Source organism: Pedobacter frigoris, from assembly GCF_005116445.1.
Taxonomy (GTDB): domain Bacteria; phylum Bacteroidota; class Bacteroidia; order Sphingobacteriales; family Sphingobacteriaceae; genus Pedobacter; species Pedobacter frigoris.
The window spans coordinates 337,692-352,499 of the sequence record NZ_SWBQ01000001.1; the positions used below are offsets into that span (position 1 = coordinate 337,692).

General features: G+C 39.4%; 11 protein-coding genes. 10 read left to right on the forward strand and 1 reads right to left on the reverse strand.

All coding sequences use genetic code 11. The features are described from left to right. Positions 1–487 precede the first annotated feature (487 nt). From FA047_RS01425 to FA047_RS01445, 5 genes are read left to right on the forward strand one after another with little or no spacing between them, the layout of a single operon-like run. The gene (locus tag FA047_RS01425; RefSeq protein ID WP_169304295.1) at positions 488–2,065 is read left to right on the forward strand and encodes a L,D-transpeptidase family protein; all 1,578 of its coding nucleotides are present in this window, start codon (positions 488–490) and stop codon (positions 2,063–2,065) included. Between the two features lie 21 nt (positions 2,066–2,086). Then, positions 2,087–4,132 (forward strand): BatA domain-containing protein, encoded by a 2,046-nt coding sequence (locus tag FA047_RS01430; protein ID WP_136834209.1) that lies wholly within the window; start codon positions 2,087–2,089, stop codon positions 4,130–4,132. After that, positions 4,129–5,391: a dihydroorotase gene (locus FA047_RS01435; protein WP_136834210.1), complete on the forward strand. Its 1,263-nt coding sequence runs from the start codon at positions 4,129–4,131 to the stop codon at positions 5,389–5,391. The genes FA047_RS01430 and FA047_RS01435 overlap by 4 nt, the downstream gene beginning before the upstream one ends. Further along, positions 5,384–6,061 (forward strand): hypothetical protein, encoded by a 678-nt coding sequence (locus tag FA047_RS01440; RefSeq protein ID WP_136834211.1) that lies wholly within the window; start codon positions 5,384–5,386, stop codon positions 6,059–6,061. Before FA047_RS01435 ends, FA047_RS01440 begins: the two co-directional genes overlap by 8 nt. A 6-nt stretch (positions 6,062–6,067) precedes the next feature. Further along, positions 6,068–6,622 carry a DUF4199 domain-containing protein gene (locus tag FA047_RS01445; protein WP_136834212.1) on the forward strand — a complete coding sequence of 185 codons (555 nt, stop codon included), beginning with the start codon at positions 6,068–6,070 and terminating at the stop codon, positions 6,620–6,622. A 414-nt stretch (positions 6,623–7,036) separates the two neighbouring features. Here FA047_RS01445 and FA047_RS01450 read toward each other — a convergent pair whose 3' ends face one another. Continuing rightward, positions 7,037–9,322: a DUF6263 family protein gene (locus FA047_RS01450; RefSeq protein ID WP_136834213.1), complete on the reverse strand. Its 2,286-nt coding sequence runs from the start codon at positions 9,320–9,322 to the stop codon at positions 7,037–7,039. An 86-nt stretch (positions 9,323–9,408) separates the two neighbouring features. Between FA047_RS01450 and FA047_RS01455 the strand changes: the two genes are divergently transcribed. From FA047_RS01455 to FA047_RS01475, 5 genes are read left to right on the forward strand one after another with little or no spacing between them, the layout of a single operon-like run. After that, on the forward strand, positions 9,409–10,362 hold the full coding sequence (locus FA047_RS01455; RefSeq protein WP_136834214.1) for a glycosyltransferase family 2 protein: 954 nt from the start codon (positions 9,409–9,411) through the stop codon (positions 10,360–10,362). A 3-nt stretch (positions 10,363–10,365) separates the two neighbouring features. Further along, entirely contained in the window at positions 10,366–11,334 is a 969-nt protein-coding gene (locus FA047_RS01460; protein WP_136834215.1) for a glycosyltransferase, read from the forward strand. Continuing rightward, positions 11,331–12,119 (forward strand): hypothetical protein, encoded by a 789-nt coding sequence (locus tag FA047_RS01465; protein ID WP_136834216.1) that lies wholly within the window; start codon positions 11,331–11,333, stop codon positions 12,117–12,119. Before FA047_RS01460 ends, FA047_RS01465 begins: the two co-directional genes overlap by 4 nt. Before the next feature lie 6 nt (positions 12,120–12,125). Further along, positions 12,126–13,625: a GH3 auxin-responsive promoter family protein gene (locus FA047_RS01470; protein ID WP_136834217.1), complete on the forward strand. Its 1,500-nt coding sequence runs from the start codon at positions 12,126–12,128 to the stop codon at positions 13,623–13,625. Then, a complete protein-coding gene (locus FA047_RS01475; RefSeq protein ID WP_136834218.1) occupies positions 13,622–14,803 on the forward strand; it encodes a 1-deoxy-D-xylulose-5-phosphate reductoisomerase in 1,182 nt (393 codons plus the stop codon). Before FA047_RS01470 ends, FA047_RS01475 begins: the two co-directional genes overlap by 4 nt. Positions 14,804–14,808 lie beyond the last annotated feature (5 nt).

Below are 14,808 nucleotides of genomic sequence, written 5' to 3' on the forward strand. Positions count from 1 at the left end.
TTGTCTGAAATATAGTCATATGGAATACTGTTTTCCTTTAAATCGCTCATTAAGAATGGGTATAGTTATTGGATATATCAACATTATTAACGATACCTATATGAATAATGTAAGACCAATTATCACTCCTGCGAAGATATACATCGGGTGTTTTATCGGATTTTTCCTATTTTCAATAGTAGGAATTCCAGTTGTGAGTATCACCTATTCAGATGGGGAACAACTTCCTTTTGCTTTGTTGAGGTATACTGGAGATCTTATGCTCCTGTCTTTTTTTATTTTAAGCATAACAACATCGTTTATGTTTAAGGATTGGTTTAGGGTTTATTGGATTCTTAATTTGGTTATTATGTGCTTTACGGGGTATTTGTTAATTAATACCTATGTTTTTCCCCTATATGACTACATTGGATTTTAATGGCACTTAATTTGATTTGGGTAATCGGAAGTTTAAAATAACATCTAATTTTGCGCTAATATTACTACTTTGAAAAAATCACTACTCATAATTGTTCCTTTAATAGCCGTACTTGCATCCTGTAACTGGTTCAGGGATACTCCTGAAATTGGTTTGGTACTGTCAAAGCATTTTAATAGCAAACTCTATAAGAAGTTTGACACCACTGCGTATAATGTTGTTTTTAGGAAACGCCTGGATAGTTTAAAAGCTAAGTTTTCCAATCCCAATACCCTTACTAACTTTTATCACAGCAATAACTTTGAACCTGTCCTGGTTACCAAATATTTTGTAGGGGGTGGTCTGGATACACTTTCTGCTTACATCAGCAGAAGTGAGGAACACGGTTTTAATGCTGAATTATTCAGGAATCAGCAAATACAAAATCTACTTGCTGTAATGTCGGCCAATAAATTTAAGAAGATAGAAGAAGTGTATCCCGTGGTTGCAGATCTGGAGCTGAATGCAGCGGAGGGATTAATCAAGTATAATAACTTCGTCTACTATGGGAGTATTAACCCACGTAAATTATTTAGCAGGTATTATGTGCCGGTAAAGAGACCAGACAGTTTAAGCGTTACCGCGGTTTTGGCTACAAAAGATATCCATAAGCTGCTGACTGACATACAGCCGAAGTCTGAGGGATATAAAATATTGCAGAAACAATACCTCCATGCGGGCCATAATTCGAATGCTTTAAGTCCGGCTGTTAAGACCATTTTGGTGAATATGGAAAGGATGCGCTGGAAATTGCCAGAGCTTGGGGATGAATATGTAGCCGTAAATATTCCCGATTTTTCTCTCACCTGGTTTAATGGTAAGGATACAACAACACATATGAAGGTATGTGTAGGTGGGAAAAGAGAAAAGGATTATCTGGAAAAACAAAAGTTGTTTGCCAAATCGGGTAATCTGGACGATAAGCCTAAAAATCATGAAACCCCGATTTTGTACAGCAAGTTAAATTCTATACAAGTAAATCCAGTGTGGAATATTCCGGTGAGTATTGCAAGAAGTGAAATTTACTGGATGGCCCGTAAAGACCCATACTATCTTTCAAATAACAACATCAGGGTTTATTATAAAGGGAAGCAGGTTTATGATCCGGACACCATTCAGTGGAATAATTATTCCAGGGAAAAATTACCATTCCAATTTAAGCAAGGCTCTGGTGAAGATAATGCCCTTGGTAAGTTCAAATTTATATTCGACAACGGATCGAGCATCTATCTGCATGATACAAATAATAAGAGTGCGTTTGCAAAAGCCAATCGTGCAATCAGTCATGGGTGCGTTCGCGTAGAGCGGCCACTCGAGTTTGCCGAAAAGCTGGTTAAGGATAAATATCAGTACGATCAGTTGAGGATGGAAGTGAATCTGCCACCGATAGATACCACTAAAATGGATGTGTATCGCAAAAAGCTGGCAAAAAAAGCCGATACAGTAAATATATTTCAATTGAAGCCAAAGTGGTTTGGGGTTAAAAAACCTATTCCATTGATCATAAACTACGTTACAGCATGGTCTGATAAAGGAAATATCCAGTTTCGTCCGGATGTTTACGGTTTGGATGAAACTTTATGGGATGCGATGAGGAAATTCATGTAAAAGTTCTACCTTTGGTTTTTAATGAATTTCCTCTACCCAGGTTTTCTTTTAGCGCTGCTGGCAATAGCGATTCCTATTGCGATTCATCTATTCAATTTCCGAAAATTTAAGAAAGTATATTTCAGTAATGTACAGTTTCTGAAGGAGGCCAAAGAGCAGAATTCTTCCAGGGAAAAGCTGAAACATTTATTGATTCTATTTAGCCGTATCATGGCTATAGCATTTTTGGTGCTTGCCTTTGCGAGACCATTTATTCCTTCCGGAGCAAGTCACAATCCAGCTTTGAGAAATGTAGTAAGCATTTATATAGATAACTCCTACAGCATGGAAACTGTAAATAAGGAAGGGAGTTTGCTGGATGAGGCTAAACGTAAAGCCAGAGAAATAGCGGGGGGGTATGGACTAAACGATCAGTTTCAGCTCATTACTAATGATTTTGAAGGTAAACACCAGCGACTGGTCAATAAGGAAGAATTCATCAGGTTGCTTGATGAAGTGAAGATATCTGCATCTTCCAGAACTTTACAACAGGTCATCAACAGGCAACAAGCTGACCTTGCAGCCAACAGAAATCAGGTGAGTTATCTGTTGTCTGATTTTCAGAAGAGTTTTTCAGGTGTGAAGCCAATTTCAGTGAATAAAGATGTGGGTTATAATTTTGTAAAGCTAAATGCAAATAGCCTGCCCAATATCGCGGTCGACAGTGTGTGGAGCATGTCTCCCGTGCATCAGCCAGGGACTGCTGAAAAAATTGTGCTGGTGTTGCATAATTACGGAGAAGAAGATGCTGCGGGTGTGCCGGTTAAGCTGACCGTTAATGGGCAGCAGAAAACAATCAGTAATGTGGCAGTGCCGGCAGGGAAATCTGTAAGAGATACTTTGAGTTTTAGCGGATTGAATGCAGGATGGCAAAAGGCTACACTGAGTATTAAAGATTACCCATTGACTTTTGATGATGAACTAAACTTTAGCTTTAAGGTGAATAATGAATTGAAGGTCTTGAACATCAAAGGAGATCCTTCTGAGAAATTTGTGAGGTCATTATTTGCCGCCGATTCTTATTTTAGATTAACAGAAATGCCGGAGTCCAATATCAGGTATTCTGAATTTAGCGAATACAGCCAGATTGTATTGAGCGGATTAAAAGATCCGTCTTCCGGACTGGCGCAGCAGTTGAAAAGCTATGTTCAAAATGGCGGATCGGTGGTAGTTTTTCCGGACGTAAATGCAGGAGCGAATGTATATAGTGTGTTCTTTACTGCTATGGGACTCCCTCCAGTACAGCAGTTGAACGCAGGTGCTCCGGTGACAAGTACGATTGACTTAAAAAACCCGGTATTTAAAGACGTGTTTGAGCAGGTACCTTCCAATATGGATTTGCCGGTGGTGAACAGGTATTTCAGTTATGTAAATCAAAACTCGAGTGTAAAACAGAGCATTCTTCAATTGCCCTTGGGTGCCTCTTTATTTGCAATGTATGGGATAGGAGCAGGAAAGGCTTATTTGTCGGCAGTCTCTCTTGATATTAAAGACAGTAACTTGCCAAGACATCCGGTATTTGTGCCGATGATGTACAAAATTGCTTTTGCGAGTGCTAAAGAACAACCATTGTATTATACTACGGGCAGCAGTGACCTTTTAGAAACTGAAAAAGTATCGTTGCTGAAAAACCAATCTTTTAAACTGGTATCTGGCGATTTTGAGGTAATTCCGGAAATTAGACAAACTTCAGATAGGACCTTACTTTATGTAGCAGATCAGATTAAAAAATCAGGGTTCTATGAGCTTAAAAAAGCCGATTCATCTTTGGCTGTAGTGGCATTTAATGATGATCGTACAGAGTCAGATATGCATTATACCACAGAGAATGAATTAAACACTCTTTTCGGAAAGCAAAAAGTGGAGATTTTTAATTCTAAAAAAGACGCACAGTCATTAAATATACAAGCTAAAAATAACAGTACTGAGTTATGGAAACTTTGCATAATTTTAACACTTGTTTTTTTAGCTGCTGAAATACTATTGATCAGATTTTTTAATTATAAAAGAAACATAATAACATCATGAACCTTCTTATCACGGGCGTAACTATTGCCGATCCAAACAGCCAGTTCAATCAAAAGAAATGTGATGTACGTGTAGAACAGGGAATCATCACTGCTATAGGTACAAATTTAAAGGCGGCTAAAGATGAGCAGGTATTTGATGGCTCGGGTTCTGTATTGTCGCCGGGTTTCTTTGATTTAAACTGCTCCATAGGTGATCCGGGTTTTGAAACTAAAGAAGATATTCAGACCGCAACAGCTGCTGCCAAAGCAGGAGGATTCACCGGAATTGCTGTTTTGCCAAATACCAAACCCGTAGTGCATTCTAAAGCTGAAGTGGAGTACATCATCAACAGAGCCAAAGGAAACCTGGTAGAGGTATTGCCAATTGGAGCCGTGAGTAGGGATATGGAAGGCAAGGAGCTGGCAGAACTATATGACATGCAGCAGGCGGGAGCAGTCGCATTTTCTGATGGAGGTAAATCCATTACAGATGATGGATTCATGAGCAGGGCATTACAGTACGCTAAAGGATTTAATGGTTTATTGATGGTTTATCCTGAAAACAGATCTATAGCTGGCAAGTCTCAGGTAAATGAGAGCAAAACGAGTGTATTGCTGGGAATGAAAGGTTTGCCGGCGCTTGCAGAAGAAATGCACATCAGCAGAGATATTTTCCTTGCGACTTACCACGATGCTCCGGTGCACATCAGTAATATTTCTACTTACGGTTCGGTAGCACTGATTAAAAAGGCTAAAAAGGATGGTATAAAAATCAGCTGCGATGTAGCAGCGCATCATTTGGTGTTTACAGAAGAACTGTTGAACGATTTTGACAGCAATTACAAGGTAAAGCCACCTCTGCGCGCTAAATCAGATGTGAGGGCATTGCTCGCAGGCTTAAAAGACGGAACCATTGATGCGGTGGGTTCACAGCACCGTCCACATGAGATAGAACATAAGGATGTTGAATTTGAAATCGCGGCCTATGGGATTATCGCCTTGCAGACAGTTTTACCATTGCTGATTAAGGCTGGTCTGGATGCTGTACAGATTGCAGAGAAACTGGCCATCAATCCGCGTGCATTACTGGGATTAGAAGTTCCTGTGATACAGGAAGGCAGAGTTGCTAATTTTACAGTATATAATCCTTCGGAGGAATGGGTTTATGATTCAAAGAATAATTTTTCTAAATCGTCCAATTCACCATTATTAAATAAAAAGCTGACCGGCAAGGTTCAGTTGGTATATAACAACAAACAATTACAATCATATGGATAATCAGGTAAAAGTTGCGCTGATCGCGGCATTGGATAAATTTGCTGCGGCGTCAGAAAAAGATTCTGTTCAGTTGGAAGAAAGCCTGGTAGAGGTTTTTAGTAAAGACCTTGGCTTTTTAGAAAAGGTAGAAGAGTTCGATGAGGTATTTGATGGCTATCCTGCTTTTGATGAATTGAGAGAAGTATTTTTTGATTTGCTGATGATCAATTTCTTCACTTCAGATGTGAAAAAACTGGAAGAGGATTACCTTGACTCAGAAGAATGGGAAAATATTGAGGAAGAGACGATAGACAGGGGAACTGAATTGCTGAATTTGCTGCTTTACATTAACGAATGTCATGATGAGAAGATCAAGCCTGAGTTGGGAGACTTCTTAAAAGAGTTTTTATTGGTTGAGGAAGATGAGTTTCAGGATGAGTTCCATATTTATGAAGATTTGATCAGTAACCAGCAACTGGTAGAGAGCAGCGTGGAGGACATTTGCAGTCATGCAGGTATGATTGAACTTGGTGAGGAAATGGAAGAGTTGTTTGTGCCATTTATGGTGTTCTTTTATTCGCCGAAAGCTAATGATAAAGTAGTGGCTGAACTAGAAGAGTTTAGTGCGAATAAAGAATTTGATGTAGCAGTTTATACTTTGATTGCTAACTTTAATATTCAACAAAACTAATCTTATATGAGTATCGATATTAAAGAACCTGTAAAGAAGCCTAACATGCTGGCTTTTAAATGTGCGCTTATTTACGCCGCTTATTTTATTGCGATGACCTATCTTTTGAAGTATTTAGGGGTGACGAGCAATGATCCTTCCAAGATGTCCGTGGGAGAAAATGTCATCGCACAAGTGCTTACCTATGTGCCTTTCTTTTTAGCTATTGTTTATGTTCAGACAGAGTTCAAGAAAGCCTTAGGAGGATATATTTCCTTTGGTAAAGCATTCTCTTCCGGTTTTACAGTTGCGGCTTACACTGGTTTATTTACAGCGTTGGCTTCATTGATTTATTTTAAAGTGTTAGATCCGGCTTCTTATACCGAAATGATAGAAGCTATTCAAGCTAAGGCAGCAGATGCTAACAACGGCGCAGGTGCGGAAGGGTTTGAGAAGATGAGATCCTTCATGGTGTACATGATTGTATTTGGGATCGCTGTAGGTTATACTTTTTATGGATTGGTAGTGAGTTTGATCTCAGCAGCAATCATTAAAAAGACGGCTCCTTTATACGAAGATTAAAGATTTAGATTAGAATAAGGGATCACTCAAAATTGGGTGATCCTTTTTATTTTGTAAATTTCTTCTTTAAATATGGTCTGATTAGTTATCGAAATATTTCATGACCACGCAAGCGAATGCAGTATGTCTTTTAGCAGGTATTATGCGGTAGAAAAGCCAGCCCAGTTCTATACATGAGATAAATTGGAAGACATCCGGATCTCATTGGAAGAAGTAGATCATTAGAATGTGGAATTGTTTATAAAATTATCTAGGTATCAAACTTAAGAATGACTAAATTGTTATATACAAAGCAAGGGGCTAATTCCACTGAAAAAAAGTCCTGTGAGCGGGCGATCCGCGGAGGGCAGGCACAGCATAAAAAAGGGCTTGATGGATATCCATCAAGCCCTTTTTTTTTAGATAAAATCAGGTTTAGTTCATTGAATAGATAGTGTTCAACTGCTTTAGTATGGCTTTCCAATCTTTTCCGAACTGTACATTCATCATCTTTCCTTCAGGGGAGATCAGAATTTTGGAGGGGTATCCGGTGATTTTGTAATCGCGTTCCACTTTGTTATCAGACATCGCCACTGGAATGGAGTATTTGTTTTGGGCGATAAATGACTTTACTTTATTCTCCTGGTCGTTACAAGCGATACTCAGGAAGTTGTTGTCACCATGTTTACCTGCTGCCAGTTCCGTATAAAATTTATTGACCGAAGGCAATTCTTCTTTACATGGGCCACACCAGGTGCCCCAGAAATCCAGAATTAGCCATTTATTCTTATAGTCTGCCAGGGTATGCTCTTTGCCATCAATATTTTTAAGTTTAAAGTCTGGGGCGGCGTTCCATGAAGCCATTACATCCTGTATGAAGAAATATTTAAAATCTTTTCCGGGGAAACGGTTCTTATAGATCTTCTGCATTTCCGGTAAATTTTCAGGATTGGCATTAATGTCAACCGCAATCAGTTTCAACGCTTGTTTTTCATTACCTGAGCTTAATAGTTTGTCTATATATTCCTGGCGATAACTTTCCTTTGACTTAAGGAAGGTACGGTCATAGAAACTAATATGCGCTTTTTCATTATTTCCTTTAGGAGAGTAATCCGCCGCTTTGGCCAGGTACTGAAGCGCTTGTAGTGAATCTTTGCTTAGTGCCGACTGATATTTTAGATACCATGCATACGCAAGTATGTTCTGATCCGCATAGCGACGTGGGTTTTTAGTGTCTGCAGTATATTTTTCAAGCTTTTTAATGGTATGGCTCAATAATGAATCAGCTTCGGCCCTTACTTCGGCTTTTACCAGTATACTGTGTAACAGCAATGCGTACCTGCCGCCATTTCCGCTTTGCATTTGCACATCTGACATTTTAATAAATTCTGCAGCATTTTTTATGAGCAGAGGGGTATTTTTCTTTTCCCTTTCGGCCATAACCCATAGGAAAAGAGAGTTTGCTTTCTGCTGGTAAATTGAGTCTTTGTCGTTCATGAATAATTTTAAAAGCTCATAAGCTTTTCCGGCAGAAGGGTTAGGTCGGTCGTCATAAGGAAGGAAACTTTGCGACATGGAATTCTGCAGCCAGTCGTAAAATGATTCTTCTTTATAAACGTACTTGCTCACATCGTAAGCAGATGCCGGGCCTTCGTTGTAGAGCGCCTCGCCCAGTTTATTGAAAAGATGGTGTGTTCCCTCTAAATATTTGTTCGGGGTAAGTAAGAGCAGGCTGTCATATTTTTGGTAAGAATTTTTACTGCGCATTTGCTGAACCATTCCCAGCTTGCTAAGCATATAGTAGCGATCTTTACTATATCTCTGATCGTAGGCTTCGAACGCTGACTGCACTTTTACAGAATCGTATCCCAGGTTATTTTTTATTGCTGTACTCCAATAGCTGAGCTTCACCGCCATGTTCGTCCAGGCTGTATCTAGCTGAGGTTTTGTAATGTCGGCGCTTATTTTTTGAGAAGACCTCACTCCACCACTGAACTTTGCCGGTAAGCCATCATCAATTTTACCGTATTTCATGTCTGTCTGTGAGTGCTGAATTAAGCCGGTAAGCGGATCAATAGCATATTTACCCTGTAAGCTATAACCACTTGTATCGGTTTTGGAGGCATTGAATATTATAGATTTGGCATTCTTGCTACCTAATTTAAATTTTGTGCCGGAATCTTTGTTTTGCCATTGCGGGCTTATTGCTAAACTTTTTTCTGGTAACAGAAAGAATAATCCTTGCATGGTACTTGTAAAACCTTTGTCGGCATTTTCGAGTAACTGCTTTTCTATCTCCGGTGTGAGACTCCATGGCCTAATGGCAGTTTTCAAAGAAGACAGTACCCCATCTACACTGATTACTTTTCCTTTGGGATCTACTACTACAGTAAAAGGGTTGTTTAGCATTGCGATAGGAAAGAGCACACCTGTCGAATTTAAGCTGGTATTATAAATAGAATCAGTATGTAAAATGGTTTTGTCACCCTTACGATCCTTAATGATTGCTTTCACCAGTTTGCAATCGAATACAGTATTGCCGGAAGCATTTTTACCCAGCGATCTAAAGGCATAAGTAAATTGCTCGTCGCTGGTGAAAGTTCCATGCTGAGTATTTCTTGTGGTAAATTCAAACTGCTTGTTTTTAGGCACATTTAATTGCTGTGCATAGGTGGTTGTTGCTGCTGTTAAGCCAAGAACCAATACGAGTAATTTCTTCATGAGTTATCGTTAATGGGTTAAATATAAAGGAAAAATTGTCAGATTTTATATAAGTTTGCACATTGTTTAATTGCTTGTAATCGTACATGGATATTTCTGTTGTAATCCCGTTATATAATGAAGATGAGTCTTTACCGGAATTAACTGCCTGGATTGCAAAGGTTATGGAAGACCATAACTTTTCCTATGAGGTTGTTTTTGTTGATGATGGAAGTACCGATAATTCCTGGGCTGTTATAGAACAGTTAAAGGAGCAATATGATGCTTTGAAAGCCATTAAATTCAGAAGGAACTACGGTAAAAGTGCTGCTTTAAACGTAGCGTTCGCCGCTGCGCAAGGTGATGTAGTCATCACCATGGATGCGGATTTACAAGATAGTCCTGATGAAATCCCTGAACTGTTCCGGAGAATAAAGGAAGAAAAATTTGATATTGTATCGGGCTGGAAGAAGAAACGCTACGATCCGATTACGAAGACCATACCCACCAAACTGTTTAATGCTGCAACCAGGAAAATGTCCGGTATTCAACTGAACGACTTTAATTGTGGCTTAAAAGCATACCGCAATGATGTAGTAAAGACCATTGAGGTTTACGGGGAGATGCACCGTTATATTCCGGTGATTGCAAAATGGGCAGGATTTAAGAAGATCGGTGAACAGGTAGTAGAACACAGGGCCCGTAAATATGGGGTAACCAAGTTTGGTCTGAGCCGTTTTATCAATGGGTTTCTGGATCTGCTTTCTATATTTTTTGTAGGCAAGTTTGGAAAAAGACCGATGCACTTTTTTGGTTCATTGGGTGTATTGAGTTTTGTGATAGGTACTATAATGGCCTTGTGGTTAATTTTTGTAAAGCTTTATCACATCTCAATGAGTATTCCGTATAAGAGGGATATTACAGAACAACCTTTGTTTTATATTGCCTTGGTAGCAATTATTTTGGGATCACAATTGTTTTTAACTGGTTTTGTGGCCGAATTGGTAACCCGTAATGCGCCTGAAAGGAATCAATACCTGATAGAAAAGGAGATAGCTTAAGCGATGTTTTTTTCGATAATAATACCACTTTATAACCGTCCGCAGGAAATAGATGAGCTGTTGAATACGCTTACGCAGCAGACCTACATGCAATTTGAAGTGTTGGTAATAGAAGATGGTTCAGTAAATGACGCGAAGGCAATAGTAGATAAATACACTAATTTATTAGATGTAAAATATTTTTTAAAGCCTAATGAAGGGCAGGGGTTTGCTCGTAATTATGGTTTTGAAAGAGCTAAAGGCGATTACTTTGTTATTTTTGATTCGGATTGCCTGATCCCTAAAGATTACCTTGAAATTGTAAGAGATTACCTGTTTGAGCATAAGCTCGATGCTTATGGAGGCCCTGACGCAGCACACCAAAGTTTTACACCAGTACAGAAAGCCATCAGCTACGCAATGACTTCTCCGTTTACCACAGGAGGTATAAGGGGAAACAAAAAGCATGTTGGTCAGTTTCATCCCCGCAGCTTCAATATGGGTGTTTCCCGTGAGGCCTGGGAAAAAGTAGGTGGTTTTATTCTAACCAGGCTTGGAGAAGATATTGAATATAGTATCAGGATTCATGAAAATGGGTTTAAGATAGGATTAATACCAGAAGCTAAAGTTTTTCATAAAAGGCGTACGAGTTTTTCTCAGTTTTATAAACAACTGCATTTTTTTGGCAGGGCAAGGATAAATATTTATAAACATTTCCCTTCTGAACTCAAATTAGTGCATTTTTTTCCAGCAATTTTTACCTGCGGTGTCATATTTACTATACTGATTAATATCATTTACTGGCCTCTTGCCTTTGTATGCAACTTTTTAATGTTGGTATACTTTATGTTGATATTTTTTCATTCATGGCAGGTCAATAAATCATTAAAAGTTGCATTTTTGAGCATTATTGCTGCTTTCATACAGTTATTTGCTTACGGACTGGGTTTCATGCAGGATTTATTTAAAAGAGTAGTACTTAAACAACGATGATAGAGTTTTTAAAAGACAGTACTTTTGCTGTAAATGAGGTGATTAGTAAGGCCTGGGCCGTAACTAAGAGGAATTACTTCTCTATAGCTACGCTTTGTTTTTTGATGTTCATCACATATGCAGCCTCCAATTTGATGGCATTTTTTATGAGTGAGGTTAATATTGGCCTGCGTTTGTTGATGTCGTTTACATTCATCATGTTCTATTTTACGATCAACCTGTCATTGTTCAGGTATATTTTTCATTTGCTGGATGACGAAGAAAACGACGTAAGTATTGTAAGTACCATCCCAACAAGACAGCAGATCATCAGGTTTCTGGTGGCATCGCTTTATTTTATGCTGTGTATTATAGGTGTGTATTCTGTGGTGATTTTGGTTGCTTTTCCATTTATTTATACTGGTATTCCATTGGAAATCATCACTAATGTCGCTATTTCCGTAGGAATCGTTGCCATTTTTATCACCTGGGTACGTATTTCCTTTTTTCCCTTTTTTATCATCGATAAGAATATGGGGCCTTTTACATCGATCAAATATAGCCTGGCTACTACCAGGGGTAATTTCACTAAAATATTCTTGCTATTATTGGTATTAGCCGGGTTTCACCTTTTGAACCTCTTCTTTGGCTACATCCACTGGCCGTTAGTTGCTTTTTTTGTCAATGTTTTGAGTTCTTTTATCATTGTTCCCCTTGCTAGCGTAGCCCTTACTGTTGCATACCGCAAGATGATGAATGAATATAAAGGAGAAGGCGAACCGGACATTTTACACAACATAGTTTAGTAAGGTATGGGATTAAAAGCGGCATTGAGCAAGCCATTTGCTGCCTTTATTGTAAGAGGCATTGAAAAATGGAAAAGAAATGCAGTTGCTGTTCAGAAGCGTACTTTATTGGCATTGGTAGACTCAGCTAAAAACACTGCTTTTGGCAAGGATCATTCTTTTGCGGAGATCCGTAATTATGAAGATTTTAAAAAGCAGGTTCCTGTAAGGGATTATGAAGGGCTGAGAACTTATATAGACCGGGTTGTCGCGGGAGAACCGGATGTAATGTGGAAAGGGAAACCTCAGTATTTTGCCAAGACTTCGGGTACAACATCCGGTGTGAAATACATTCCGATTTCCAAAGAGTCGATGCCCGAGCATGTAAAAGCAGCAAGGAACGCTTTACTTACCTATATACACGAAACGGGTAAATCCGGTTTTGTAAACGGGAAGATGATCTTTTTGCAGGGAAGTCCGGTTCTTACGAAGAAGAACGGGATCAATGTGGGAAGGCTTTCAGGAATTGTCGCGCATTTGGTGCCTGGTTATCTCCAAAAGAACCGCCTGCCATCGTACCAGACCAATTGCATTGAGGATTGGGAAGAAAAGGTAGATGCGATTGTCGGGGAGACCTTTAATCAGGATATGACCCTCATTTCCGGGATACCGCCATGGGTTCAGATGTATTTCGACAAGCTTACCGAAAAATCAGGAGGTAAAAAGATCAAGGATATTTTTAAGAACTTCGATCTGTTTGTGTACGGTGGTGTAAACTATGAGCCGTATCGCGCAAAGATTGAAGCCAGTATAGGGAGAAAGATAGATACCATAGAAACCTATCCGGCTTCAGAAGGATTTATCGCCTACCAGGACAGCCAGCAGGAAAAGAGCTTGCTGCTACTGGCAAAAGCAGGGATGTTCTATGAATTTATTCCTGCTGATGAATATTACAATGACAATCCTACGAGGCTTTGCCTGGAGGATGTAGAGTTGGATAAGAACTATGCATTAATATTGAATACAAATGCTGGCTTATGGGGCTACAGCATAGGTGACACCGTTAAATTCGTTTCTAAGAATCCTTATAAAATATTGGTAACGGGCCGCATCAAACATTTTATTTCCGCTTTCGGAGAGCATGTGATCGGTGAAGAGGTAGAACATGCATTACTTACTGTGGCAAATGAGGAAGGCGTAGGAATTACTGAGTTTACTGTCGCACCCCAGGTAGATACTCCGGCAGGAGAATTGCCGTACCATGAGTGGTTTATTGAGTTCTCAAATCCACCTAAAGATTTAATTTCTTTTAGTAAAAAGGTAGATGAAGCCTTACAAAAGAAGAATATTTACTATTTTGACCTCATTGAAGGGAAAATACTGCAGCCTTTGATCGTTCGTTCGTTGCAAAAAGATGCTTTTGTGAACTATATGCGTACCCAGGGCAAGCTTGGCGGACAAAATAAGGTTCCAAGATTATCGAACGATAGGAAGATTGCAGATGAATTAAGGAGTTTTATAGGTTGAAAAATATATCCATTTTAGGTTCCACTGGTTCAATTGGAACACAGGCTCTGGAGGTCGTCAAAGCAAATCCCGATTTATATAAGATTTCTGCACTTACGGCACAGTCTAATGCTGATCTGTTGATCAAACAGGCTTTGGAGTTTTTGCCTTTGATGGTGGTTATAGGGGATGAAGGTCAGTATTTGAAAGTAAAAGCTGAGTTGTCCTCAACTCCTGTCAAGGTGTTATCTGGTGAGGATGCACTGTGTGAAGCTGCAAGTATAGCTGAAGCAGATTTTGTACTGACTGCCGTAGTTGGTGCAGTAGGATTGAAGCCGACAATTGCCGCAATTGAAGCCGGAAAGGATATTGGTTTGGCCAATAAAGAAACGCTTGTAGTGGCCGGCGACCTCATTACGGCTCTTGCAAAGCAACATGGTGTGCGGATTATTCCTGTAGATTCAGAGCATTCTGCCATTTTCCAGTGCCTGGTTGGTGAGGAGAACAATCCAATTGAGAAAATATACCTTACCGCATCCGGAGGGCCGTTTAGAGGAAAGGATCGCGCATTTTTAACCGGTGTTACCAAAGCGGAAGCATTAAAACATCCAAACTGGGTGATGGGGGCGAAAATCACCATTGACTCAGCATCTTTGATGAACAAAGGACTGGAAGTAATAGAGGCGAAATGGCTGTTTGGACTTGAACCAGACCAGATTGATGTAATTGTACATCCCCAGTCGATCATTCATTCCCTGGTTCAGTTTAATGATGGTTCAATGAAGGCGCAAATGGGCTTGCCGGATATGAAGCTTCCAATTCATTATGCACTGGCATATCCTCAGAGAATAAGCAGTGATTTTAAGCGTTTCAATTTTATGGATTACCCAGAACTTACTTTTGCACAAGCAGATAGGGAGACCTTTAGGAACCTTGATCTTGCATTTATAGTAATGCGTAGAGGCGGAAATATGCCTTGTATCATAAACGCTGCAAACGAAGTTGTTGTAAATGCTTTCTTGCAGGGACAAATTGGCTTTTTACAAATGAGTGACGTGATAGAGGCCTGTATGGACAACATTGCGTTTATTGCTGAACCAAGCCTGAATAATTATTTAGAAACAGACCGGTATACACGTATATTTGCCGGCGAACTCGTAACAAAACAAGTTAATTACAATCAAAACATAAAATATTAAAATTA

What these genes read in the sequence shown, in the direction of transcription:
- FA047_RS01470 (WP_136834217.1), top strand. Translation starts at nt 12,126, where the DNA reads ATGGGATTAAAAGCGGCATTGAGCAAGCCATTTGCTGCCTTTATTGTA.
- FA047_RS01465 (WP_136834216.1), top strand. Translation starts at nt 11,331, where the DNA reads ATGATAGAGTTTTTAAAAGACAGTACTTTTGCTGTAAATGAGGTGATT.
- FA047_RS01430 (WP_136834209.1), top strand. Translation starts at nt 2,087, where the DNA reads ATGAATTTCCTCTACCCAGGTTTTCTTTTAGCGCTGCTGGCAATAGCG.
- FA047_RS01450 (WP_136834213.1), bottom strand. Translation starts at nt 9,322, where the DNA reads ATGAAGAAATTACTCGTATTGGTTCTTGGCTTAACAGCAGCAACAACC.
- FA047_RS01455 (WP_136834214.1), top strand. Translation starts at nt 9,409, where the DNA reads ATGGATATTTCTGTTGTAATCCCGTTATATAATGAAGATGAGTCTTTA.
- FA047_RS01440 (WP_136834211.1), top strand. Translation starts at nt 5,384, where the DNA reads ATGGATAATCAGGTAAAAGTTGCGCTGATCGCGGCATTGGATAAATTT.
- FA047_RS01445 (WP_136834212.1), top strand. Translation starts at nt 6,068, where the DNA reads ATGAGTATCGATATTAAAGAACCTGTAAAGAAGCCTAACATGCTGGCT.
- FA047_RS01435 (WP_136834210.1), top strand. Translation starts at nt 4,129, where the DNA reads ATGAACCTTCTTATCACGGGCGTAACTATTGCCGATCCAAACAGCCAG.
- FA047_RS01460 (WP_136834215.1), top strand. Translation starts at nt 10,366, where the DNA reads ATGTTTTTTTCGATAATAATACCACTTTATAACCGTCCGCAGGAAATA.